Source organism: Fortiea contorta PCC 7126, assembly GCF_000332295.1.
Taxonomy (GTDB): domain Bacteria; phylum Cyanobacteriota; class Cyanobacteriia; order Cyanobacteriales; family Nostocaceae; genus Fortiea; species Fortiea contorta.
In genome coordinates, this window is the sequence record NZ_KB235930.1 from 1,022,712 (window position 1) to 1,047,439 (window position 24,728).

The window sequence follows — 24,728 nt, forward strand, 5'->3', positions numbered from 1 at the left end:
AACCGTTCGCCCCTACCAATTACGAATTATGGGTATCTTGTCCATCTCCACCTACTAAAGACGCGATGGGTTGTGTTTGGTGGGCATTTTTGACGGCGAACCAGTTACTAGCGATCGGCATTCTCCAGCCTGTACCGAAGGCGCGATCGGTGATTTTTAAGCCTGGGGGCGCTTGTCGCCGCTTGAATTCGGCGCGGGCTACCATTTGGATTACTCGGTCTACGATCATGGGGTCGTGACCAGCGGCGATGATTTGCGCTGCTGATTGGTAGTCGTGAATCAGGCGCTGTAAGATGTCGTCGAGAATTTCGTATGGTGGTAGGGAGTCTTGGTCAACTTGACCGGGTTTGAGTTCGGCGCTTGGTGGTTTGGTGAGGACGTTTTGGGGGATGATTGAGCGATCGCTATTTAAATAATGGCAAAGTGAGTACACGCGGGTTTTGGGAACGTCTGCAATTACTGCTAAACCGCCGTTCATGTCTCCGTAGAGGGTGCAATAACCAACGGCCATTTCGGATTTGTTACCGGTGGAGAGTAGGAGATAACCAAATTTATTAGCGATCGCCATTAATAAATTCCCGCGAATTCGGGATTGCAGATTTTCTTCGGCTATGCCAAATTCTGTACCTGCAAACATGTCGGCGAGGGAGCGATCAAAGGATTGCATTAAGTTACCAATGGGTAAAATATTCGCTTTAATTCCCAAATTTTCACTCAATGCTAAAGCATCGCTGATAGAATGTTCGGAACTGTAAGGAGAGGGCATTAAAACTCCGAGGACGTTTTCTTTGCCCAGTGCAGCTACAGCGATCGCTGCTACTAATGAAGAGTCAATTCCCCCACTCAAACCCAATACTACTTTAGAAAAGCGACACTTGCGCGCATAATCTCGCACACCTAAAACCAACGCCTGCAAAATTTCTGCATCTTCGGAAAAAGGTAGAGGCGAGATGCTACCTGATGCAAAATCTCGCTGGGATTCGACAAATTCAACTACTACTAAATCTGCCGCAAAACCACGAGTACGGCTGACAATTTTTCCTTGACGATTCAGCGCAAAACTGCCACCATCAAAGATTAAATCATCGTTTCCTCCCGCTTGGTTAACATAAATAATTGGTTGCTGAAACCGCACTGCACTGTGTTTGAGCATGGCTTCTCGGGAATTTTGTTTACCGACACTGTATGGTGAAGCCGATAAATTAACAATTAAATCCACACCAAGAATTGCCAAGTCTGCAATTGGGTTGACTGCATAACTGCGTTTTCCCCAAAATTCTTCATCATTCCATAAATCTTCGCAAATAGTGACGCCAATATGCAGATTATCTAAGGTGAAATAGTTAGCTTGTAGCCCTGGTTCAAAATAGCGCCGTTCGTCAAAAACATCGTAGGTGGGTAATAGTCGTTTATGAAAAACTTGCTTGATTTGCCCTTTTTCTACCAAAGCCATACTATTAAATAACGGTTTACCACCTGTGACCTGCGCTTTTAAATTCTGTGTCACAGTTCCTACCAAAACCGCTAAATTTGGCGGTAATTCTCTAGCTAATTTTTGCAGGGTATCATCAATGGCGACAACAAAACTAGGATTTAATAATAAATCTCTTGGTGGATAACCACACAAAGAAAGTTCTGGTGTTAACAACAAGCGAACACCTGCTGCATAAGCTTTTTTAGCAGCTTCTAGGATTTTTTGGCTATTACCTACTAAGTCACCAATGGTGGGATTAAGTTGAGCAATGCCGATGGCAAACTTTGTTGACGCTATCTTCATGTCGGATGTTATTTTTGTGTTTGAGCTAGGGAACAAAAAGTGTAATAACTACTAGCAAATGTCTATGAATTGGAGATATGACCGAGGTCTAATTAGTAATGGAGCATATTTATGATTTAACACAGCCTCTGGTAATCTGTCGTTAGTACATCTACATACATCATTGCCTCTGCTATTAAGACATTAGCTGTTAAATAAATACTAGAGGCTTATCTTTAAATTGAGCAAATGCCTCTGCATCAAATTTATATAGACTAGCTGGACGACCTGCACCTCTAGATACTTTAATGCTGGTGTCTAATAAAAAACCCAGTTTTAATAGACGCGCTCGAAAGTTAGAATAATCGGAGAAATTCTCTCCTAAAACTGTGGTGTATAACTGATATAAATCGTTTAAGGTAAATGTTTCTGGCAAAACTTCAAAAGCCACAGGACTATACTCTAATTTATTTCGCAATCGCCTATGTCCATAAGCTAAAATTTCTTGGTGATCAAAAGCCAATTGGGGTACTTCTTTGATGGGATACCAAGCTATACCCGTGACGCCATCAGTAATTAATTCTGCTTCTTCAAATCTGACAAGAGCAAAATAACTGACAGATAAATAGCGCACGCCATAACTTGCGGTTGCTTCCCTAGGGTCACGTTTAGGGCCGCCAAAGGTATACAGTTGCTCTAAATAAAGGTTTTTGACGCGAATTTTCTCCGCCATAATCCGATAGGCGGCGTCTTCTAAAGACTCTCCTTGACGGACTAGGGTACCGGGAAGACTCAAGTAATTCAAATATGGTTCTTGCTGTCGCATCACCAAAAGAACTAGCAGTCGATTTTGAGCTGTATCTACAGAAAAAATTACATTATCAACCCCTACCTTAAAATCGGCCAAAGGTTGTTGATCTAGCGGAGTTGGAGTCTTTTTGTGGTATCGTCCTGGCATTTGTACAAATGCTGTTGATGAATATAGGCAACAATTGGGGGGGTGAGAGCTTCTAAATTTCCATGTTCACGATATGCGGTGGAAGAAATATCCAGACCAATTAAGGTAGCGATCGCTATTTTTCCTCCTAGGTGTTGCACTTTTGCCAAGCTAAATTCATCTATCTCATATCCCGGTCGCGGTACTACTAATAATTGCACCTGTCTTAACAAATCTTCAATTTGATACCAACGCGGTAACTGACTCAATAAATCGGAACCAATTACTAAGGTATACTCAATATTTTCGCCCCAGCGCAGTTGAGCTTTTTCGATTGTTTCTAATGTTCTGAAGCTGCTCAAATCTTGCTCGACAGCGATGTTATTGCGCGGTGTTTTGATATCCGCAATTAACAAACGCAACATCGCCGCCCGATGTTCTAGAGGTGCTTGATGAGATTTAAAAGGGTTATCTGCTGCCCAAACTGCTACCCAATCATAGCGCTCAGATAACCAATTTAAAATCTTTTGATGTCCGGCGGTTGGTGGATCGGCACTAGTACCAAATAAAGCTATTCTCATACTAATTCGTAATTAATAAATACTGCAAAAGCTGAGAGGTGTCTGATTTTTACTGTACCTGTGTCGGTTGTTTCTGAGTTTGCTCAACTAAATTTTGCAGAGAATTAGAAATTTTTACCTGCACAGATACAGGATGATCTAAGCGTCGAGTTTCTGGAGGTAAACTAGCAACTTCAGCGGCGGTGCGACGGCGAATTGTTGACAAGGTTTCTGGTGGTTGCAGTCGTTTACCTTGCTGCATGACTAATTCTAATAAAGGTGTTTCTAAAGCGGGAGTTTCTGTCATTAAACCCAGGCGATCAACCTTTAATTTATCTCCTACAAACGAGCGGAAAATCTGTTTACGTCCGGGATAAGTTGTCTTTCCACTTGATTCTTTCATGACTGGGATACCGTCAATTTCTACGAGTTTATAAACTCCATTTACCGGCTTACCTGTAACTAATCGCGTCCCTAAACCATAGCCGTCAATCTCGGCGCCGGCGGCTTTGAGTCTAGTAATTTCCCACTCATCTAAGTCACCACTAGCGAAAATTGGCACTCCTGGAAGTAGCGATCGCACTTGTTGGGACAAAGTTACTAAATCTCCAGAGTCTAACCTCACCCCTGTCAATTTCATTTCTCCGGAATTTACTTTTTGGGCTAACTGCTCGGCAGCCGCGACTGTATCATAAGTATCAATCAACAAGGGCGCACCCGGAAAATATCGATGAAACGCCGTAAAAGCTTGTTCTTCACTGCCTTCTAATGCTGACAGTGCCATTACCAAGGCGTGAGCCATCGTACCACTTGGCGTTTCTCCCAGTTGTAGCGCTGCTAACACATTCGAGGTGGCGTCTAATCCCCCCGCTAAAGCCGCCCGCGCCGCCCACAATGAACCTTGGGGGCTAAATGCTCTCCTGGTGCCAAATTCTAGGAGTGTAGCCTCTTGTCCGGCGACATCCCTCAATCTGGCTGCTTTAGTAGCAATTAATGTTTGATAATTAAGTGTATTCAACAGGTAGGTTTCGACTAATTGCGCTTGCCATAAGGGCGCTTCTATTCGCAACAAGGGCTGATTGGCGAATACCGCTGTACCTTCTGGCACAGCCCACACATCCCCGGTGAAACCTCCTTGGGCGAGTATTGACCAAAAGCGATCGCTCACATTGGTAAAAATCCCCGTCTCCTGCAAAGCCTCTATCTGCTTGGCGCTAAACCGGAATTTCTCTAAATATTCCAGCGCCTGGGCTAACCCCATCGCAATTAAATAACCAAAATCCGTCGGTAAGCGCCGGGAAAATAACTCAAAACTAGCTCTTTTTTGTTCTATCCCCTCACCTGCATAACAAGCCGCCATTGTCAACTGGTAAAGGTCAGTTAATAGGCTATAATCTTCAACCGCTAGCCTCATTTCTGAGTGCGGCTGCTGATTCGCATGTGTCTCCAATGCTACGGAACTTTTCACGTAAGAGTGTCCTTACAGGAACGCTGATTTCATTTATGGTAAAACTTACCATAAATAATGTCAACTGAAGAATAGGTATGGGTTGAAGGTGGGGAGGTGGGGAGATGGGGAGGTGGGGAGATGGGGAGATGGGGAGTTCTGAAGTCAAAACTTCAGGTTCCGATACTTAATGCTCAATACCCTATTTTTAAAGCAGCGGCTATTACCTAAGGAATAACACTAGCGATTTGCTCGATACTATCCCAAACAATCCAACTACAAGAATTGTTCACATCTTCTTTGTTAGTTGAAACTTTAAAATACACTTTATCTTTGCCTTTAGATTCAATAGCAAAGTCAGCATTTTGAGCGTAAACTACCTTAAAACCTCTTTCACGCAAACAATACATTACCCAAGCTTTCAAAGAATGTTTATGAGGTTCGTAGGGAATTGGTGGTTTGGTCACAGCTTCTTCTAGCACTCTCAACATTTGAATAGATATTGTGTTTGTCATTGGTTATTTGTTAATCAGTAATAATTTTGAGTTATTTTCCTATTTTTTTACAGCTTTATTGGTAATTAAGAAACAGGATCACAACGAATCTCAATCATAAAGCCATCAGGATCATAGAAATACACACCTCGACCTGTAGGACGAGTGACTGGGCCATGAGCGATCGCTATTTGATTATCTCTGATTACCGCCACCGCTGCATCAAAAAACTGTGGATCTATATCAAAAGCTAGATGATAAGCTCTAGTAAAAGTCTTATCTGGGTTAGGATCAGGTGGTGATAATTCCGGTTCTCCAAATAAGTCTAAAATTGTACCATCCGGAGTAATGAAGTTAGCCACCTTTCCAGCAGCGACAAGCTCCACCAAAGTTGCTGGTACTTCATCACCAATTAATTCATGCAGACCCAGAATAGTACCATAAAAGTATCGGGAAGCTTGCATATCTTTGACATTCAGAGCAATGTGATGCACTCGTCGCAGATAACCGGGAGCTAAAACACTATTTACAGACTTGGGATTAGATAACATAATCAACTAATTTTCCTTACAAAGATAGAAGCCTAGTTCATTTCTTCCAGTCTAGTATGAATAACAAGCTGGTAGAAACAAATCAAACTATGTTACGAAAAGTAATTACTTGCAAAACATCTACAAATAACAACCTTCACTAGTTAATTTTTTTAGAGCTGATATATCTAAAACACGATATGGCTTTTGATTATTCTTTAGATTTTAAAAACATCAACTTTCGCCAGCACCCAGAATTATATCGCGTTGGAAAAGGTGAGCAGGGAGTGCTTTTAGTGGAACCATATAAATCAGAAATTCTGCCTTACTGGCGATTTAAAACTCCTGATATTGCTAAAGAATCCAGTGAGAAAATCTACGAGATTTTTCTGGATTACTTAGATAAAGATGATTTTGTCGGCGCGGATATGGCTAGAAAATTTATCCAAATGGGTTATACGCGCTCCCGACGTTATGCTAATCATAAAAGTGGCAGAAAATATCAACAAAATTCTCAAAAATCAGACAGCAAAAAAGAAATTCTGCCTTATGATGTAGATCCAATTAAAGCCGAGTCAGCAGCAATATTTAAAGCCAAGTGGATACAAGCCAAAACAAACGATAAATATCTGCAACTTTTAGCGAAGCATAAACAATTATATGAAATAAGCTAGTATCTACAGATTCGGTAACACCAACCAAAATTAATCACGCCCCCATACCAGAATAACGCTTCAATCCCACACGCCACAACCAACGATTAGCACCTAAAAATAATAATATCCAACCCAACATTGACCAAAAACCCCGCCCTAAATCTACAGGTATCCCCACTAAAATGCTGACAGGGAAATTAACTAAATAAGGAAAAGGTGTCAACATGACTATCGCCCGTAAAGATTCGGGAAATACTTCTAAAGGTGCAATTAATCCAGATAAAAATAAATAAAACAAAAACCACAGATTTTCTAAAGCCGCAGCCCGTTCCGTCCAAAAAGCTAACATGGCAAAGGTATATTGAATAATGAACCGGAGAGTAAAAGCCATGAATACCGCCAACATAAACCAGAAAAAATCACCCAATTTCGGCAACCAAAAAGCTTGAGGATAAAGAGCAAAAAATAACCCAATCAATAACAATGCAAACTGGATGCGAGCGAATCTATCAGCGATATGAAAGGCTATATGATGCCATATAGGATCAAGAGGTTGTAACAATCGAGGTGAAAGTTTACCTTCTATCACCTCAGTTTCAAATTCCCAAATTACCCAAACAGTAGTTAATTGTCGAACCAAAAAAACAGCGAGAAAATAACGAGCAAAGTCTACAGGTTTTAAACCAAAATTTCCCCCTTGAGACGCTTCCATCCAAATCCCCATAAAGATAATTGGGATAGAGCCAGATAAAACCCATAAAATCATTTCTGCCCGATATTCCAGGGTATACGCATAATAAACCGAAAGCAAAGTTAAAGTTTTTCTAATAATTCGCCGCATTTAAGCCACCTTGAAAATACGAACCTTTAACTAGTAGAACAAAGCTGAAATCTGAAGTATAAAGTATGAACTCTGAAATGAAGAACCTTATATTATCAGCCTTTAGGCAATTTTTAATGAGTAGTTTATTTCCGTCGTGCTGTACTACTAATTACTTTGGGACATAGGAAATTATTTTTAAAAAATCTCTGCGGTTATGTTCAAGATACAACCCCCGCCTGAAAAACCTTACCAATCACTTCTTCCACAGGCGGCTCTGTCACTGTTAAATCAATTACCTCTAAATCAGCCAAAATTTGAGATACTTTATGTGTCAGGGCTTCTTGAGGCACCAGAAAGCTGACTGTTCGCCCTTCCCAATGTTGCACATCACCATAAGAGTTGAGCTTTTCCGCGGGTATACATTGAGCTAGCTCTACACGAATTTCTCGATAAGGGGCGAAGCGTTCCAACAAGTCATTCAAGCTGCCATCGTACACCAGCTTTCCTTGATGAATCAACAGCACCCGTTGACACAAAGCGGTGATATCAGCCATGTAATGGCTAGTCAATAGCACTGTCGCTTGGTAACGCTGATTGTAATCGCGTAAAAAATCCCGTACACTTACTTGAGCGTTGACATCTAAGCCTAAAGTTGGTTCATCGAGAAATAATACTTGCGGACGATGCAAAAGTGCTGCTAACAGTTCAGCTTTCATTCGTTCGCCTAAAGACAACTTCCGCACTGGTTGGGTAAGTTTACCTTCTAGGGCTAGCATTTCTGTTAATTCTCCCACTCGTCGCTGAAATTCTTTATTAGAAATGTTGTATACAGCAGCATTAATTTTTAAAGAATCCCAAGCGGGTAAATCCCAAATCAACTGCTGTTTTTGTCCCATCACCAAAGTAATTTTTTGTAAAAATGCTTCTTGACGACGGAAAGGAATTTGTCCAGCTACTTTCACTAAACCAGCAGAGGGATGAATCAATCCAGTTAGCATTTTTAGTGTAGTGGTTTTCCCGGCTCCATTAGGGCCTAAAAATCCTACAACTTCGCCAGGAGCAATTTCAAAAGAAACATCTTTAACTGCTGTGATTGAACGATAAGTGCGGCGAAAAAAATGGGTAATTGTCCCTTTAAATCCGGGTTCTTTCACCGCTACTGGATAAAATTTACTCAAATTTTCCGCCACGATGATCGACATAATTTTTTGGCTATGAAAAGGTAGATAAAAATCACATTAACATAGATGTATCATCTGCGTTGATGCCCGATTGGCAATCAAAGAATGCTGATGATTTTTAGCAACAGAGACTTTAACGTAACCGCCCAGAACGCAAAATACTAATAATTAACCACAGACCTAATAAACTAGCAGCGGTAAATAATACGCTACTAATAAAAGATAGTTGCGTAGTTTGTGCGTTATGAGAAATAATTGCTGCACCCATAATCAGTGAGCCGACGAGTATACTGAAAGATAGGCGGTTAGCAGCATCATCCATAGTCCGTCGCACACCATCTAAACCTCGTAGGGACAAATTCCACTGTAAGGTTTCGGAAGTAACTCGGTCTAGAAGGAGTTCAATTTGACGGGGAGATTGTAAGGAAAGACTTTTGATATCGAGTGCTGTGCGTAAGAGCGATCGCACTGGATTATCTCCTAAAAGCTGACGCCGAAACAAGTCTGTAATTAATGGTTTAATTTCGTCAAATAAGTTTACATCTGGGTTAAATGTCCGCGCTACTCCTTCTAAATTTGCCAGGGTTTTTGCATATAAACCCATGTTGCTGGGGAGGCGAATTTTATTATTGCGAGCAACTTGCAAAATTTCGTAAATTACATGACTAAAATTAATATCTGTCAAGCTGACGTTATGATATTTTCGCAGCATCCGATCATAATCATTTTCCAACCGAGATAAAATCACTGGTTGATTAGAATCTGCTAGTTGCAATGTTAACTGAGCACACCGTCCCGCGTCTAAATCAATAATTGCCAGCAACATTTCTGTTAATATCTGCTGGGTACGGGGATCAAGCCTTCCCACCATACCACAATCTAACAGGGCAATCCGACCGTCTTGCAGATAAAACAAATTTCCTGGGTGGGGATCAGCATGAAAGAAGCCATCTATATATAGTTGTTGAAAAAATACTCGAAATAGTAATGTGGTAATGGCATTACGTTCTACAACCGTGTCTTCAGTGCCATTTTGATGACTCAATTTTGCTGACAAAATGGGTACACCATTCAGCCATTCCATCACCATTAATTTTTCTGTGGTCAAATCCCAATAAATTTCCGCCACCACAATTTGCTGCGGATCAAACCAGCGACTACTGGATAAATTGCGCCGTAATTGATCTGTGAAACCAGCTTCTAGGGTAAAATCTAATTCAGCCTCTAAAGCTTTGGTGAATTCTTCTGCGATCGCTTTGATTTCATAAGTTTGCCCAAATTCAGTCCGCGCCACTAAATCAGCAATCCCTTGAATTAAAGCAATATCTTGGGCAATTGTGATATCTATCCCTGGACGCTGGACTTTGAGAGCTACTTCTCTACCGTCGATTAGTGTAGCTCGATGGGTCTGTGCAATTGATCCCGCCGCGACAGGAACTGGATTAATCGTCGTGAAGGTTTCCTCTAGAGGTTTTTTTAGCTGTTTGCGGATGACTACTTCAATTTCCGACCAGGAAACTTGAGGGACTTCATCTTGCAAAGTTGACAGTTCCTCAATGTAGGCGCCACTGAGTAAATCTGGACGGGTGGAAAGTAATTGACCGAGCTTCACATAAACTGGCCCCAAATCCACCAAGATATTTTTTAAAACTGCAGGTGTAGGTAATTGCGGTTCATCAGTTTTTCCACCTGTGAGCAACCTACGCATATAGTCCCAGCCATTGCGGAGGACTACTTCAATAATTTCTCGCTGACGAGGGACTGTTTGAGTGAGGAACATTGTGTGGTTAGGAAAGAGGGCTAGGGGCTAGATGGTAGAGGCTAGCAATTGAGATTAGGGGCGATAGGGAATCAACCCACAGAAATTATTTGCTAATTTCTCACCCCTAATCCCCAGTCTCTAATCTCTAGTCCCTACCTCTCAAGTTATAATAGAAGAATCGGCTTTTCAGCCTCTGCCAAGGGTTTTAACTTTTACAGTAGGTGAGTGAATTGGGGATCACTTTTAAGGATTTTAAGAATTTGCTTAATTTCCTGAGTGCGGTCTTTTTTGACCACCAGCGTGACATGGCGATCGCGCACAATCACCACATCCTCCAATCCTATGGTAACAACTACATCCTCTGGGTCAGAGGCATAAATGATCGTCCCCTGCGTATCCAGTCCCACATGGGTTGCGAGTTCCACATTGGGAGTCTCTTCGGTTTTCAGTAAACGCTCGATCGCATTCCAATCCCCTAAATCATCCCAACCGAATGACACCGGCAAGACATATGCTAAAGTGGTCTTTTCCATGAGCGCATAGTCTACGCTCTTTTTAGGTAATTCTGGGTAGACACCTGGGCCCTTTTGTGCTAGAGGCTCGATAATTTCCGGAGCGTGGGTGTAAAGCTCCTTGAGAACCACCCCAGCCCGAAAAATGAACATGCCACTATTCCAGCTAAAACGCCCCGTTGACAGAAAAGCTTCAGCGGTTTCCCGGTTAGGCTTTTCAGTAAAGCGGTTGACGTGATAAGCTGGCAACTCGCTAAAGTCACCAAGTTTTTCCCCTTGCTCGATGTAGCCGTAACCAGTTGATGGAAAAGTTGGCTTGATCCCCAAGGTGACGATCGCTTCTGTGCTTGCAGCCAGTTCCGTAGCTGCACCTAAAGTTTGTGCAAACACATTTTGGTCAGCAATCCAATGGTCAGCGGGAAAAAAGCCAATAACAGCGTCCTCGCCATAACGTTGTTTAATTTCCAAACTAGTCCAGGCCACGGCTGCAGCCGTGTCTCTTCCTTCAGACTCAATTAATAAGTTTTGTGACGGCAGTTCAGGCAATTGTTGTCGTACTCCTTCAGCTAGCTGACTAGAAGTGACCACAAACACACAATCCCAACCACCAGCTATTTCTAGCAATCGATCAGCTGTTGCTTGTAGTAGGCTTCTAGAGCTACCATCAAGACTTAAAAATTGCTTGGGTCGTCCAGAGCGACTCAAAGGCCAAAAACGCTCGCCTTTACCACCAGCAAGAATTACGGGGAACAATGGACTAGTCATTTTGTCATACACACCTACGGGAGGATACTACAAGTGTACAGTGGGCTTTTCCACTGGCAAGATTTGTAGCTTGCATTAACATACTTTTAGGGAGTGGTTGAGTGGGGAGATAATTGTGATTAAACAAATTCAATGGACAGAGAATCAGGTAACGCCTCAACAAGTACCAGCTTTAGAATTAGATGAGGCTCAACCTCAGCAGTTACAACAGTTACAACTGACAGAAAACCAAGGAACGCTACAACAAGTACCAGCCACAGACCTGGAGATTAGCCCAAAACAACCTGCGAATATCTCCCGTGGCGTCGTTGAGTCTGTAGGCGAGATTCCCAACCAGCTTTACGAAAGGTTGGGCTTAAGTATGCCTCGCTGGCTACTGTGGATCTTGACACTTGTTATAGGAATCATTCTCTCAGGACTGTTAGCATCGACTTTGGCGCTGTGGACTCCCCTATGGAGCAATCTCGACCAAACAGACGAAGACTTAGGAGTGGCTGGTAAAGAGCAGCAAAAAATGCCACTGCCAGGGGAGCTATGGGGTAAAATCTCACAGTATCAGCTATCCAAACCCATGAATATTTTGATTATGGGGATTGAACCAGTTAGCGGTACTGTTGATGGCTCACCAGAAAGTTTTGCTGGTAAAAGTGACGCCATGCTGATGGTGCGGCTTAATTCCAGTGAAAAATCCATCAAGGTGCTTTCCATTCCCAGGGACACAATGATTGCGATCCCGGAAAAGGGTTTAACTAAGGTTTCTGATGCTAACGCCCAAGGTGGGCCAGTCTTAGCAGCGCGGGTAGTCAGCCGGACTTTGAGTAATGCACCAATTGATCGGTATATCCGTATTTCTACTAACGGTCTACGTCAATTAGTAGACCAGTTGGGGGGAGTGGAAATCTTTGTGCCGCAGTCAATGGAATATAAAGACCCCTCCGGACAAACATTAAGTTTGGTCAGCGGTTGGCAAACACTCAACGGTGAACAAGCAGAAATGTTTGCCCGGTTCCGCGAACCAGGATTAGGCGATTTACCAAGAGTGCAGCGTCAACAAGCGCTGATGAAAGCTTTGTTGGCTCGTCTCAATAGTCCGACGGTTTTGCCCAGATTGCCGCAATTGACCCGCATTATGCGGAGATATTTTGATACCAACCTGAAAATAGAGGAAATGATGGCTTTGGTGAATTTTTCCCTCAGTGTTGAGCGGGATAATTTCCAAATGACAGTGTTACCCGGTGGGTTCAGCCGTTTTAGCCAAGACCCTAATAGCTATTGGTTGAATATGACGGGACAACAGAGCTTGTTGAATGACTATGTTGGGGTGAATGTTCCTGGATTAAAGTCAGATATCCGACCTGTTTATAACCTCAAAATTGCTATTCAAAACGCTGCTAATCAACCACAGTTAACAGAAAAGGTTATCCAATATCTTAAACAGAAAGGTTTTAAAAATGTTTATGCTGTAGCTGATTGGCCTGATACTCAACGCCAAACTCAAATTATTGTCCAGAAAGGGACTAGAGAAGTGGGTATTGATTTGCAAAAAGTCATCGGCTTGGGTCAAATTGAAGTATCGGGAACTGGGGATTTGGAATCGGAATTGACAATTAGGATTGGGAAAGATTGGAAGTAGTCAAATGAACGGTGAAAGTATCTCACACTCTATTTTCTACTTTAGTTAGGGGAGTTGCTTTGTAGTAATTCCTCGCTTTGTTTATCAAAGTTTTTGTGTCAAAAGTCATTGGTCAAACAATTTTGGATTAATTAGTCAGAAAAATATGCTTGCTCTGTACCATTAAGAAATTATTGGTCAAATGACAAATAATAAATGACTAATAATAAAATTATGAAAAAGATTTTGCTAAAATTGTTGAGTTTGATTGTGATTTTAATTCTGGCTGGTTTGTGGGTAGTGATTAATCCCAAACCAGCTTTTTCGTTGGCAAATGCGATTAATTACAACAATATCAATTTAGAAAATCGTGATTTTTCACACCAAGATTTAACTGGTGCAACTTTTGTGGCGGCGGAAATGCGGAAAGCTAATTTTCATGGCGCAAATTTAGTTAACGCTATTCTCACCAAAGGAGTTTTATTAAAAGCCGATTTATCAGATGCAAATCTCACGGATGCTTTGGTTGATCGGGTAACTCTGGATGGCGCAAATTTAAGAAATGCTATTTTCACGGGCGCAACTTTAACCCGCAGCCGTTTTTATGATGCACAAATCACCGGCGCTGATTTTACAGATGCGTTGATTGATCGCTATCAAGTGGCGCTAATGTGCGATCGCGCTGATGGTACTAATCCGGTGACGGGGGTTGCAACACGAGAAAGTTTGGGGTGTCATTAGTTTGGGTGGGGTAATTTCAGACTTCAGCCTTTAGTTGACTTTTAAACCTTTAAATGTTGATAATTGCTACGGTCTAGCCTCGATTTTTCAGACAGTCGTCGGGTATTATTCGTGACACAAAAAGACGAAAAATCTTCTCAATCTTTTGCAGGTATTGCTGGCATTGTTGCTATAGCGACATTAATTAGTAAAGTTGTGGGATTGGTGCGCCAGTTGGCGATCGCTGCAGCTTTTGGTGTGGGTGCGGCGGCGACTGCTTATAGTTATGCTTATGTGATTCCTGGTTTTCTCTTAATATTACTCGGTGGAGTGAATGGGCCTTTACACAGCGCGGTTGTTAGCGTTTTAGCCAAACGCCGACGAGAAGAAGCGGCGCCTTTGGTAGAAACCGTGACAACGCTGGTGGGGGGAGTGCTGCTGTTGGTAACAGTTGCTCAGATTTTCTTGGCTGATGAATTGGTTGATGTCGTGGGTTATGGTTTGGATGGAAAAACCAGAGCGATCGCCATCCAACAAATCCAGATTATGGCACCGATGGCTCTATTTTCTGGTTTAATTGGCATTGGCTTCGGGACTCTCAATGCAGCGAATCAATATTGGTTACTCTCCATCAGCCCGCTGTTATCTAGTATTACCGTGATTGTAGGCATTGCTATTATGGCTTTGCAACTAGGTAAAGACATCATCAAGCCCGAATATGCTTTCATTGGTGGGATGGTTTTAGCTTGGGGAACCTTGGCGGGGGCGATTCTCCAATGGTTAGTACAGTTAATTGTGCAGTGGCGATTGGGATTGGGCACATTACGCCTACGGTTTGATTTTCAATCACCGAGTGTCCAAGAAGTGATTAAAGTCATGACGCCGGCGACGATTTCTTCTGGAATGATGCCAATTAATTTTGCCACTGTTCTTTACTTCGCTAGTCCGATTCCTGGTGCGGCGGCTGGTTTTAACTACGCTAATTTGTTAGTGCAGACTCCTCTGGGTATTATTTCTAATATTATTTTGCTGCCTTTATTACCAATATTCGCTAGACTTGCACAACCAGAAGACTGGCCTGATTTGAAATTACGCATTCGTCAGGGATTGCTACTGAGTGCTGTTACCATGCTTCCTCTGGGAGCGCTGATGGTGGCATTATCTGTACCGATTGTGCAGGTAGTATATGAGCGTGGGGCTTTCAAACAAGATGCGACGCAGTTGGTGTCATCCCTGCTAATTTGCTACGGTATCGGCATGTTTGTTTATTTGGGGCGTGATGTTTTGGTGCGGGTGTTTTATGCTTTGGGTGATGGACAAACACCTTTTCGCATCAGCACTTTTAATATTTTTCTCAATGCTGCTCTTGATTGGATTTTGGTTAAACCTTTTGGTGCTCCTGGTTTGGTGTTAGCAACGGTGGGTGTCAATTGTAGTTCGATGTTGATGCTGTTGTGGTTGCTGGATCGTAAACTTCATGGTTTACCTTGGCGGGAGTGGAGTTTACCGATTATGGGTTTAACTGCGGGTAGTGTCATAGCTGGGGTGGCTAGCTATGGGACATTGATTGCTTCTCAACAGGTGTTGGGTAAGACGGGTTTATTGATTTTGCTGATTCAGTTATCTGTTGCTAGTTTGGTGGGAATTGCTGTGTTTGGGGTTTTGGCGGCGTGGATGAAAATACCTGAGGTGAATAGCTTTGTGGTGCGGATGCGCCAGCGGTTTTTGAAGAGGTAAACTACCTACACTGACGCTTCGCTTACAGTGCAGGCTTTTAGTAGCTCACCGTTATTTCATAGCGAATCTATAAACCGCTGGGCTTTATCAATGAGTGGCGGAGATGCGATTTGCTCGCCTAAATTTTTGGCTTTGTTAAAGCACCATAAGGCTAGGCTTTTGCGTTTGGTTGCAGCGTAAAGGCTACCCATATTAATGAGTGTGGAAATTTCTTGGGGGTAGTCACTGAGTTGTTGATAAATCTCCAGTGCTAGTTTATAGGATTTGAGCGCTTGTCGGTTATTCAACAAGATGCTGTAGGTAAAGCCGATGTTATTCAAGGTTGTGGCTTCTCCGGAGCGATCGCCTATGGCTCGACGTGTCAACAATACTTGATAATGGAGCAGTAGCGCTTCTTTGGGTTTTCCTAAATCAGTGTAGACGGAAGCTATATTATTTAGTGTAGTCGCTTCACCAACTAAGTTTTTCACCGCTCTTTGAATTGGCAATGCTGCTTGCAGAAATTCTAAGGCTTGCTCAAATTCACCCAAGGCGCTGTAAGCATAGCCAATGCCGTTTAACGTTGTCGCTTCACCGGAAAAATCTCCCATGGCGCGACGCATTGCCAAAATTTGGTGTTGTAGTAACAACGCTCGCTTCGGTTCTCCCAAACTTGTGTAAACTAGTGCCACATCGTTGAGGGTAGAAACTTCGCCTTGAGTATCTTGCAGTTTTCTGAAGATTTGCAGGGCTTGCTCAAAATATGCCAATGCTACGGAAAACTGTCCTAAACGGCTGTGGGTAGCGCCTAGGTTGCTGTATGCAGTTGCTTGGGCTTGCGCTTTTCCTAGTTCTTGAGCTACCGCTAAGGCTTGATGAAAACACTCTAATGCTCTTTGCGGTTGGGAGCAACTAAGGTGCGCTAGACCAATATCGTTTAAGGTATGACCTTCTCTGGCTCGGTCGGGAATTGCTCTAGCTAACTGTAAATTCTCGCTGGCAAAATTGAGATATTCTTGAAATTTACCCTGTTTATAGTAGCGACTCGCTTCATTTCGACGTTTTTCCCACTCTTTGACTTGATTAGAAGGTTGCGTCATCTCACCTCTGGGGCACTAAAAATAAATAGGCAGATTTTTCGGGATACCTGTTGACAAGGTTTCCCAAATTTGAGTTAAATATTATTCTCTACCTTTAGATATAAGACGTAAATAGGTAAATTGTGGTAATTTTTACACTCGCATAGTGATTAAAAACTTGAGTGGTAGCAGACGGTTAGGGGCTAGGAACTAGGAACTAGAGGCTAGCTGTGGTGTAGCCTGTGTAATTGGTGATTGCTATAAATTTTTTTAACGCCAAGGTGGGCGGTGAAAAGTTTGACAGCCATGAGGAATTGGTATTAGATAAATCTTATTTTAGGGCTGTTTTGGGTAGATTTTGATTAAAACCAGCCTTCTTGCTCTAGAGTTTCTATTAGCTGTAAGCCACGAGGATCGCCCACTCCTAATAGTGAGGCTTTGGCGTCTTCTCGCACTCCCAAATCTTGGTCTTCGGCGAAAGATTGAATCAGGGCGTCGATGGCTGTGGCGTATACTACATTGGATGGCAGTTCGCGGCATAGTTGCCCAATTGCCCAAGCGCAGTTACTGCGGACTGCGGCAACAGGATCTTGAACGAGGGCAGCAATTAATGGGGGGATAGCGCCGACTATGGCTTCGTAATTGACTTCTGCCATCTGCACTAGGGCGCTAGCTGCCCATAACCGGACTGCGGAGATGTCGGTTTTGAGGGCGTCGGCGAGGGGTGAGAGGGAACGGCGATCGCGGCAGTTTCCTAAAGCCCAAACTACGCCTTTGCGGACATAGCCGTTCCAATCGCGGTGGAGTTGGGTGATTAAGGGTTCTACTGCTTCAGGGCTGGGGTTACGTCCGATACCATAAGCTGCACTCACCCGCACGAGGGGACAGGTATCTGTTAACAGGCGAATTAAATGGGGTGTGGCGCGTGCATCTTCAATGTCGCAAAAAGCTCGCGCTGCTAGCATTCGTTGCTGGGCTGCTGAATTTTCCAGCAGGCGTAGCATGACTTCTGGGTCTGGTTTTGCGGCTTCAGACTCTGCACTCAGCGGCTCTATTTTATCTAGGGGGCTTTCTAACTCTTCCTCAACATCGAGTAGGCTTAGGTCATATTCGTCATACATATTTTATTTCCATCCCGATGAGGGATTAACACATCACCGCTTCGCTAAATTGACAATTCAAAATCCCTTCTGCAGTGATTTTATCATCCACAGGGATTGAGTTTGATAGCCGAGCTGGTTGTAAAGATTTAATGCAGCTGAGTTGGATGAAAATACTTGTAGGCCGATTTGGCGATCGCCTCTTTGCTGGGCCCAATTTTCTATATGCTGCATCAGGGCTGTACCTATTCCCCGGCGTCGATGGCCGCTGGTGACATAAAGCAAAAATATGTGGGCGTGGCGACTTCCTTCTACTTGGTCTATGGCGTTTCCCACCCAGAGACAAGCGATGGGGAGATGGGGGGCGAGTTCTGCTTCCCCATCTTCTGCTACCCACCACAAGGGGGTGTCTGGGGAAAGGTATTGTTGGACGGTTTGGGCTAGGTGGGAAAAGTCCTGGTGGGGAAAGTTTTCTTGATAACTTTGCTGCATAAACTTGAGCAACAACGCCCGGTCTGCTGGTGAGCCAAGACTGAGACTATACCCTGGTGGTAAGTTGTGCGGCATTGAGGGTAATGCGTAATTTTCCTATGCGCCTTTTTCGATAGTGACATTTTCAATTGGTGCTGGTGCTGCCATGTCGGCGGGGAGAAAGATGCGGGCGCTGACTGCGACTAGGGCGAAGAGGAAGACGAGGACGACGAGTAGGGGGGCGATGTACTGACGAAATATAGCCATATCTAAGTTTTGGTTGCTAGGAGCTGGGATGAGCGACTAGCTAAAGATTTGTTAAGTTTGCTGGATTTATTTTAGCGGGGATTAACGGCGATCGCGTTCTAGGTCATCTAGCACTCTTTCACAGTACCAATTTTCTGGCATTCCTGGATAGTTCTGTTTGGCTTGGTCTATTAAGCGTTCGGCGGTGGCGATATCACCATCTAATCGGGAAATGAGGGTGTTTTTGAGATAGCTATCGGCACTAAATTCTTCGATGGGGGTGGCGATTCCTCTCTCGAAGGGGCGGGATTGCTCTCTTCGCAATTGCCAAAATAAAACGTAATAGAGTGTGCCAAAAATTAAAATCAGGCTAAGTGTGCCGAGAAGTGTGAGGAGATTAAAGGTGAGATATCCCAGAACTAATTGTGAGAGGACGTAGCCGAGTAATAAACCTGTAAGTAAGAGAATAAAGGTGCCGATGAATAAGACTACTTGGTTCCCCATACATCCTCTTCTTCTTCAAGTCCTGGTCTGGGTAGGTCAGCAATTTGAGGATTCCAAGGAGCAAACACTGGTAATAAAAGTAGTCCTGGGATAGCGGCGAGGATGGTGATGAGGAAGAATAGGGGCCAACCTGTGCTTTGGGCGATCGCACCACCGGGGGCGGCGAGCAGATCGCGGCTGACGGCCATTAAACTGGAGAGCAAAGCATATTGAGTGGCGGAGAACTTTTGATTACACAAACTCATCAAAAAGGCTACAAATGCTGCTGTCCCTAACCCACCACAGAACTGTTCTATATTGATGGCGATGACCATAGCTTGGTAGTTTTTACCTGCATAAGCTAGAAACAAGTAAGCAAAATTACTCACGGCTTGGAGGATGCCAAATAACCAGAGTGAACGATTGATGCCTATTTTACTTAAAATTGAACCACCTGCTAAGGCGCCGACAATGGTGGCAATTAACCCCATTCCTACCTGAATTGCGCCAATATCGGTTTTGGTGAATCCGATCTGCAGTAAAAATGGTGTGGTCATGTTACTCAATAAGGCATCACCAAGCTTGTAGAGAGTAATAAACACGAGAATTAACAAAGCTGAGATGACTCCACGACGCTGGAAGAATTCCCCAAAGGGGAGGATCACGGCGTCGGCTAGGGAGGCGGGGGGGCTAATTCCTGCTGGTTCTGGTGCGAAGAGGGTGGCAAAAATCCCTAGTAACATTGTGCCTGACATGAGCAAATAAACTGATGACCAAGGCATAATATCGGCCAGTATCAACGCCAAGGCGCCTGCGAATAGGAGGGCGAGGCGATAACCCAAGATAAAAACTGCGGCCCCTGCGCCCATTTCTAGTTTGTCTAAGATGTCGGTGCGGTAGGCGTCTACAGCGATATCTTGAGTCGCACTGAAAAAGGCGATGACGATGGCGTTAATGGCTAGCAGTTGTAGGGCTTGTTTGGGTTGTTGAAAAGCCATGAAGGCGATCGCTACCGTCAAAGCCAATTGCATGAGGATTAACCAACCCCGTCGCCGTCCTAGAAATGGCAGAGTGAATCTATCGAGGAACGGCGACCAGAGAAACTTCAAGGAGTAGGGTAAACTAGCAAGGCTGAACCAGCCAATAGCTGCCAAATCTACCTTTTCTAAGGTCATCCAAGCTTTTAATGTATTTCCGATTAATAGCAATGGTAAACCGGATGAAAACCCTAAAAATAATAAAGCCGCCATTTTGCGGCTACCGAAAACTTGTAACAGCGATCTCACTGGATTCATGTTTTCAACTTTCTCGCTTTTGATGAATTGCAGTTATCTTGCCATAGTTGGCAAATTACCGAAATAATTTTTGGCTAGTGCTAAGAAGCTAAAAAGGAAAATTATCGGTAATTTTAGACAGGTAAGGTACTAAATTGTTTTCTTTTGGCTCACAGTTTTAATTGGGTGATGCTAGAAACAAAAATATCTCTTGGTTGATGGTTTATTGGCAAGTTACTATTATCTATGCAGCGAATAAGAACATTGCATAACTGTTTATCTTTAATTTTTCCTAACTTGAGAGATTGTGTGACCTCTGATTTCTACTTTATTTGCTGCTAGGCATTTTTCCCAACCTTCACGAGTGCTAACTTGTTTTTATGTGCGAGCAGTCGTAGTTGCTGTTCCTGTTGGGTGAGTTTAGCAAATTCTTCGTAGAGCGGATGGAGCAATTTTTCAAGAGAAGAGTTAACAGTTAACGGTTAACTCATATGCTTTCAATCTTTCACTGTTAGTGCAATTAAATCTTCAATTTTCTTGATATTTGGATCGCCTGCTAAGTAACCGATACCGCGATGCAAATGCAGACGAAATTGAGTTACAAGAGTTTCTTTGTCAAGAGGATATCCATCATTGTGACAGCGTTGTTTGAGGGCGAGAATGAGTATATCAGATATTTCACCACTAAAGACATGCCATGTCATTTCTACATTGCTATCTTGGGGTATTGGTACGGGCGAGGGTGGAGTTGGTTCGGCGAGGGAACGACAAAACGCCCAGCGACAGAGGATGTTCCATTGGTCGATTTTGGTGGTGCGCCTGAGTTTGAGTAGTTGGTCTTTGGCTGTTTGGGAAAGGCGAATACGTTCTATTGGTGATTCCATAATCTTGAGAATTGGAGCACAAATAACAAATCACAAATTACCAAAAATATCCCTTTTCTATAGTAGTTTGCCGAGTGGATGAGTCGTATTTGAGGAGATATTCGTGGGCGATGGCTCGATTATCTCTTAAGGTTTCTACTTCTTGTTTACCGATTTCGGTGTCGGTAGAAAGTAAAATGACTTGATGGCTAGCGAATGGGAAGTAACGTTCTACTAGGTTATGGCGGTGGGAGGAGTCGAGTCTACCAAGTGGTGTATCTATGGCTACTGGTAAGCGGCGTCCGGAGACTTTGGCTAGTCCCCAGAGAAAAGCGATGGCTAGTAGTTGTTTTTCGCCAGCGGAGAGGCGATGTTTGGGTACTGGTTTACCATTTAAATCGTACAGTGAAAGCCCAAAAGTGTTGGTATCAATGGCAATGCGATACACTAAATCTGTTTTGTGCAGCAAATAGAGGAAGCAGTTTTTTACTTCTTCTTCTAATTTATTCAGTTTTCTCAGGGTTAATTTTTCTCTAAAAATCTTCAGTGTTTCTTGAACTTTTGCGGCTGAGGTAATAATATGTTCGCTATTTTTATGTTTAATATTTTCTACGGTATATTCGCTTAATTCTTTTTTTGATTTGCTAATAATAGTTTCCAATTCCCCTAATTGGCGACGGGTTGTTTCGTGGTTAGCTTTAGCTTCCACTACTTGATTTTGTGCTGTTGCTAATGCTTGACGCAGTTTTGTGTAATCTTCTGGTGATGCTGCTGTCTGCACTTGTCTTTCTAGACTGTGAATTTCTTCTTCTTGATTTTCGAGAGTTTTTAATTGTTGTTGTGCATGTTTTTGGGCGTTGTGTAAGTGATAAATCAGATTATCTAGTTGGCTTAATGCTTGATCAGTAGCTAATAGCCAAGGTGCTGTTATTTGGATATTTTTTGCATATAATTTATCTGCGTCTTGAAGGAGAAATGCTTGAATTTTTGCAACTTGTTGAGGGGAAATATCTTCTTGATTGAGCCAACTAAGTAGGCGTTCGTCTCGCTCTAGTAGCAAATCTTGAGAAAGTTGGATTTGTTGATAGCGAAATTCTTTTTCTCCTTGTGATTGTACCTGAGTCAGTAAATTAGGAATTAATGCTAGGGGTAAAATACCAGATGCTAATTCAGACATTGACTGACGCAGTTGTTCTGCTTGTTGTGTTTTCGCTTGCTGTTTGAGTTCTAGCTGATTGCGTTCGGCTGCAATTTTCCCCCCTTCAGACACAAATCTATCAAAAGCTTCGTTTTGGCGAGTTTCTAATTCTTCTAACTGGTTTTGAATGGTTGCTAATTTCTCGATTGTGGTTTGATAATCTTCTTGCTGTTGAGTTAATCTAGTTTCAATTTCTTCTATGTTCGCTAAATCTTTGTTATTACTAACTTCTTTAAGTTTACGGTTAACTAAAATATCTAAATCAACTGCTAAACGGTCTGCTAATTCTAGTCCTAAAAGTCCGCGAATAGCTTCAACTACTATTGGTGGTGGTGTTTCCTGTTCTGCGAGTTCTTTAACTTGTTCTCCATCAAATAGAAATAAATTTGAAATCCCTAATGGTAGGATATTTTCTATATATTCATCCCAGATATTCACTAAAGCATCAGGCCAGGTGTCACTGTCGCCTAAAATGCCTAATGTATCTTTATTATCTTTGGGATTTTTTGTCCAACTACGCACAACACGGTATTTGATTGGCTTGTCATTTTCGATGTGTTCAAAAAGTAATTCAATTCGAGTATCTTGAACTGGGTCTATTTGAGAGTTAACGCATTGATTGAGAAAATCGCTATAACTTAAATTACCACGGGTGGAACATTGAGCACGTTGTCCATAAAGAGCGAGGCGAATTGCATCCATGAGGGTGGTTTTTCCACCACCATTCATCCCACCCAAGAGGACAATTGGATGCGAATTTTCTTCGTCAATTTTTGGGTTAAGATTGATTACCTGTTTTCCTCGGTAAGGGCCAAAGTTCTGTAATATAAGTTCCAGAAATATCATTATTTTATGATTATGAATTTTCTTGAGCAAATTTCATTTTTGCCCAAGTTACTTTTTGCTCAGTTTCGCTTTTATTTTCATCTATTATTGGTGTGACGTCACCTAAGGTCATTTGCTTGACTTTGGCGACATCACCTTGATTGACGGCTTCGCTTAATTCACGTTTGAGGCGAGCATTTTTAATTGCTTCTTCTGGAGAGCGGGAACTTGTATGAAAACATTTTTCTAGGCTGTCATATATTCCTACACGGCGAGTTTTTTTGCGATACTGGCGTTCTGTGTCTAATAATTTTGCCATCAATTCTAAGTGCATTGCATCGCCTTGGCAAATTTCTTCTAATACTATCCATTCATCACGACCTAATAGGCTATAGTCAGCACCGGGACGGGGGTCTTGAAATTCAACGCCCGTTACTTCTTGATAAATCCTAGGTAAGCTGTCGTCAAATTCGTGGCGTTCTTCTAACCAAATGCGGCGAATTTCGCTCATTTCTTCTAGAGTTAGTAAGGTTATATCTCGCATGTTTTCTGGTGCTTTTTGACGAAGTTGTTTTTCAACTGTCAGTAACTTTCTGAGCCAATCTTCTCGCGCTTCTTTAATAAACGGGCCAGGAATAGGTTCAATAGATGTTCTATCTTCTAAGTTACGTTCGTATAGTTGGACATCACCATTTCTCCGGCGAAAATCTCTTTTATCACGGGTTTCTTCAGCATCTAATTCTTTACGAAAATCAAGTAGAGGTTGCATCCACTCTTTTTCTTCGTCATTCTGAATCATAGCCGCCAATGATTTATCTTGACTAACTAATGTACAGACCCAGCAACCAAACCGAGAACTACCGCAGCTAGGAGTGGTGGTGTCAACAACTAAGGGACACTCATTATCTGCAGAAGCACCTCTGTACATAGTAAATAAATCTTGATTGCTGTACCCCCAAGGGTTTTTCCACTGCATTAGATAAATCCAGACTTCATCATTTTCCCAGTCTTCAATGGGGCTGTAAACTAGGGAGTTAGGTAAATTCATGTTGGGACTAAGGCGATCGCGCACTCTAAAAATTTCTAATTTTTTCATTCTGTTAGCGCGTTTTGTGCTTTCGGCTTTGCGAGTCCCCAAAACGACGATCGCTTCTCCACTAGCTCGAATGACATCTCGAATAAACCGATTCGAGGGGTTGATTTTCAGTCGTTCTGTACACCAGCGAAATTTTCCTTTTGGTGCTGGATAACCTTTACCAATCAAACCTACCCAAAATGTTTCTTTAAAATCTGGTTGTAGCAAATGGGGTTCAAATGGTAATTTTTGCTCTTGAGTTTGAGATTTCATCTGTTTGAGCGAATTGCGTACCCAAGCAGCAACGATGGGATTTTCGACAAGTGTGTCTGTGGTGATCACGTATATTGTTTTCGTTCGCTGGGATGGTGGAAGTGCGGCGATCGCATTCCACACCAGCTGTAAAGTCGCAGTACTATCTTTTCCTCCTGAGTAACCCACCACCCAAGGGATGTCATCGAGACAGTATAGTTGTTGAATTTCAGTAGTGAGCGCTTGGATATCTGCTACTAAATCTGCTACAGTACGCGATCGCTGACCCTTGTTTTCTGGTTGTTGTGCTGTAGCCATTGTCCTTCCTTTACTGAAACATGGTTTTTCTTCACCCTTGTTGAAACTAGTCTCAGGGTAGCCCTTGTATTGT

General features: G+C 42.8%; 24 protein-coding genes. 4 read left to right on the forward strand and 20 right to left on the reverse strand.

Annotation, left to right across the window (positions count from 1 at the left end):
- Positions 1 to 19: 19 nt before the first annotated feature.
- From MIC7126_RS0104785 to MIC7126_RS0104815, 7 genes are all read right to left on the reverse strand, one after another.
- Positions 20 to 1,777, reverse strand: coding sequence for an NAD+ synthase (locus tag MIC7126_RS0104785; protein WP_017651987.1), 1,758 nt, complete (start codon positions 1,775 to 1,777; stop codon positions 20 to 22).
- A gap of 190 nt (positions 1,778 to 1,967) precedes the next feature.
- A complete protein-coding gene (locus MIC7126_RS0104790) occupies positions 1,968 to 2,714 on the reverse strand; it encodes an NUDIX hydrolase (protein ID WP_017651988.1) in 747 nt (248 codons plus the stop codon).
- Positions 2,675 to 3,274 (reverse strand): nicotinate-nucleotide adenylyltransferase, encoded by a 600-nt coding sequence (locus MIC7126_RS0104795; protein ID WP_017651989.1) that lies wholly within the window; start codon positions 3,272 to 3,274, stop codon positions 2,675 to 2,677. The genes MIC7126_RS0104790 and MIC7126_RS0104795 overlap by 40 nt, the downstream gene beginning before the upstream one ends.
- A gap of 49 nt (positions 3,275 to 3,323) precedes the next feature.
- On the reverse strand, positions 3,324 to 4,667 hold the full coding sequence (locus MIC7126_RS0104800; RefSeq protein ID WP_017651990.1) for a nicotinate phosphoribosyltransferase: 1,344 nt from the start codon (positions 4,665 to 4,667) through the stop codon (positions 3,324 to 3,326).
- A complete protein-coding gene (locus MIC7126_RS30150; RefSeq protein WP_154655829.1) occupies positions 4,651 to 4,869 on the reverse strand; it encodes a hypothetical protein in 219 nt (72 codons plus the stop codon). Before MIC7126_RS30150 ends, MIC7126_RS0104800 begins: the two co-directional genes overlap by 17 nt.
- 58 nt (positions 4,870 to 4,927) lie before the next feature.
- Positions 4,928 to 5,215 carry a hypothetical protein gene (locus MIC7126_RS0104810; RefSeq protein WP_017651992.1) on the reverse strand — a complete coding sequence of 96 codons (288 nt, stop codon included), beginning with the start codon at positions 5,213 to 5,215 and terminating at the stop codon, positions 4,928 to 4,930.
- Positions 5,216 to 5,280: 65 nt separating this feature from the next.
- A complete protein-coding gene (locus tag MIC7126_RS0104815; RefSeq protein ID WP_017651993.1) occupies positions 5,281 to 5,745 on the reverse strand; it encodes a VOC family protein in 465 nt (154 codons plus the stop codon).
- 179 nt (positions 5,746 to 5,924) lie between these two features.
- Between MIC7126_RS0104815 and MIC7126_RS0104820 the strand changes: the two genes are divergently transcribed.
- Positions 5,925 to 6,398 (forward strand): DUF4385 domain-containing protein, encoded by a 474-nt coding sequence (locus tag MIC7126_RS0104820; protein WP_017651994.1) that lies wholly within the window; start codon positions 5,925 to 5,927, stop codon positions 6,396 to 6,398.
- A 34-nt stretch (positions 6,399 to 6,432) separates the two neighbouring features.
- On the opposite strand, the gene MIC7126_RS0104825 is transcribed toward MIC7126_RS0104820, so the two are convergent.
- The 4 genes from MIC7126_RS0104825 to MIC7126_RS0104840 form a co-directional block, all read right to left on the reverse strand.
- A complete protein-coding gene (locus MIC7126_RS0104825; RefSeq protein WP_017651995.1) occupies positions 6,433 to 7,221 on the reverse strand; it encodes an ABC transporter permease in 789 nt (262 codons plus the stop codon).
- A gap of 200 nt (positions 7,222 to 7,421) precedes the next feature.
- Positions 7,422 to 8,405, reverse strand: coding sequence for an ABC transporter ATP-binding protein (locus tag MIC7126_RS0104830; protein ID WP_017651996.1), 984 nt, complete (start codon positions 8,403 to 8,405; stop codon positions 7,422 to 7,424).
- 112 nt (positions 8,406 to 8,517) lie between these two features.
- A complete protein-coding gene (locus MIC7126_RS0104835; RefSeq protein ID WP_017651997.1) occupies positions 8,518 to 10,164 on the reverse strand; it encodes an ABC1 kinase family protein in 1,647 nt (548 codons plus the stop codon).
- Between the two features lie 194 nt (positions 10,165 to 10,358).
- Positions 10,359 to 11,423 (reverse strand): mannose-1-phosphate guanylyltransferase, encoded by a 1,065-nt coding sequence (locus tag MIC7126_RS0104840; RefSeq protein ID WP_017651998.1) that lies wholly within the window; start codon positions 11,421 to 11,423, stop codon positions 10,359 to 10,361.
- A gap of 115 nt (positions 11,424 to 11,538) precedes the next feature.
- Here MIC7126_RS0104840 and MIC7126_RS0104845 point away from each other — a divergent pair, with 115 nt between their 5' ends.
- The 3 genes from MIC7126_RS0104845 (at position 11,539) to murJ (ending at position 15,492) form a co-directional block, all read left to right on the forward strand.
- Complete coding sequence (locus tag MIC7126_RS0104845) at positions 11,539 to 13,056, forward strand: LCP family protein (RefSeq protein WP_017651999.1); 1,518 nt, start codon at positions 11,539 to 11,541, stop codon at positions 13,054 to 13,056.
- Between the two features lie 213 nt (positions 13,057 to 13,269).
- Entirely contained in the window at positions 13,270 to 13,776 is a 507-nt protein-coding gene (locus tag MIC7126_RS0104850) for a pentapeptide repeat-containing protein (RefSeq protein WP_026100042.1), read from the forward strand.
- Between the two features lie 111 nt (positions 13,777 to 13,887).
- Positions 13,888 to 15,492 (forward strand): murein biosynthesis integral membrane protein MurJ, encoded by a 1,605-nt coding sequence (gene murJ / locus MIC7126_RS0104855; RefSeq protein WP_017652001.1) that lies wholly within the window; start codon positions 13,888 to 13,890, stop codon positions 15,490 to 15,492.
- A gap of 56 nt (positions 15,493 to 15,548) precedes the next feature.
- Here the strand turns inward: murJ and MIC7126_RS0104860 are convergent, their stop codons facing one another.
- The 9 genes from MIC7126_RS0104860 to dndC form a co-directional block, all read right to left on the reverse strand.
- Entirely contained in the window at positions 15,549 to 16,571 is a 1,023-nt protein-coding gene (locus MIC7126_RS0104860; protein ID WP_017652002.1) for a tetratricopeptide repeat protein, read from the reverse strand.
- Between the two features lie 341 nt (positions 16,572 to 16,912).
- Positions 16,913 to 17,671 carry a HEAT repeat domain-containing protein gene (locus tag MIC7126_RS0104865; RefSeq protein WP_017652003.1) on the reverse strand — a complete coding sequence of 253 codons (759 nt, stop codon included), beginning with the start codon at positions 17,669 to 17,671 and terminating at the stop codon, positions 16,913 to 16,915.
- A 57-nt stretch (positions 17,672 to 17,728) separates the two neighbouring features.
- Positions 17,729 to 18,217: a GNAT family N-acetyltransferase gene (locus MIC7126_RS0104870; RefSeq protein WP_017652004.1), complete on the reverse strand. Its 489-nt coding sequence runs from the start codon at positions 18,215 to 18,217 to the stop codon at positions 17,729 to 17,731.
- 21 nt (positions 18,218 to 18,238) lie between these two features.
- On the reverse strand, positions 18,239 to 18,388 hold the full coding sequence (locus MIC7126_RS31160) for a hypothetical protein (protein ID WP_017652005.1): 150 nt from the start codon (positions 18,386 to 18,388) through the stop codon (positions 18,239 to 18,241).
- Between the two features lie 81 nt (positions 18,389 to 18,469).
- Positions 18,470 to 18,871 (reverse strand): hypothetical protein, encoded by a 402-nt coding sequence (locus MIC7126_RS0104880; protein WP_017652006.1) that lies wholly within the window; start codon positions 18,869 to 18,871, stop codon positions 18,470 to 18,472.
- Positions 18,856 to 20,145 (reverse strand): AmpG family muropeptide MFS transporter, encoded by a 1,290-nt coding sequence (locus MIC7126_RS0104885; RefSeq protein ID WP_017652007.1) that lies wholly within the window; start codon positions 20,143 to 20,145, stop codon positions 18,856 to 18,858. Before MIC7126_RS0104885 ends, MIC7126_RS0104880 begins: the two co-directional genes overlap by 16 nt.
- A gap of 476 nt (positions 20,146 to 20,621) precedes the next feature.
- Positions 20,622 to 21,008, reverse strand: a complete 387-nt coding sequence (gene dndE, locus MIC7126_RS0104890) for a DNA sulfur modification protein DndE (protein ID WP_017652008.1) — start codon at positions 21,006 to 21,008, stop codon at positions 20,622 to 20,624.
- A gap of 37 nt (positions 21,009 to 21,045) precedes the next feature.
- Positions 21,046 to 23,031 carry a DNA sulfur modification protein DndD gene (gene dndD, locus MIC7126_RS0104895; protein ID WP_017652009.1) on the reverse strand — a complete coding sequence of 662 codons (1,986 nt, stop codon included), beginning with the start codon at positions 23,029 to 23,031 and terminating at the stop codon, positions 21,046 to 21,048.
- A gap of 10 nt (positions 23,032 to 23,041) precedes the next feature.
- A complete protein-coding gene (dndC, locus tag MIC7126_RS0104900; RefSeq protein ID WP_017652010.1) occupies positions 23,042 to 24,655 on the reverse strand; it encodes a DNA phosphorothioation system sulfurtransferase DndC in 1,614 nt (537 codons plus the stop codon).
- Positions 24,656 to 24,728: the final 73 nt, after the last annotated feature.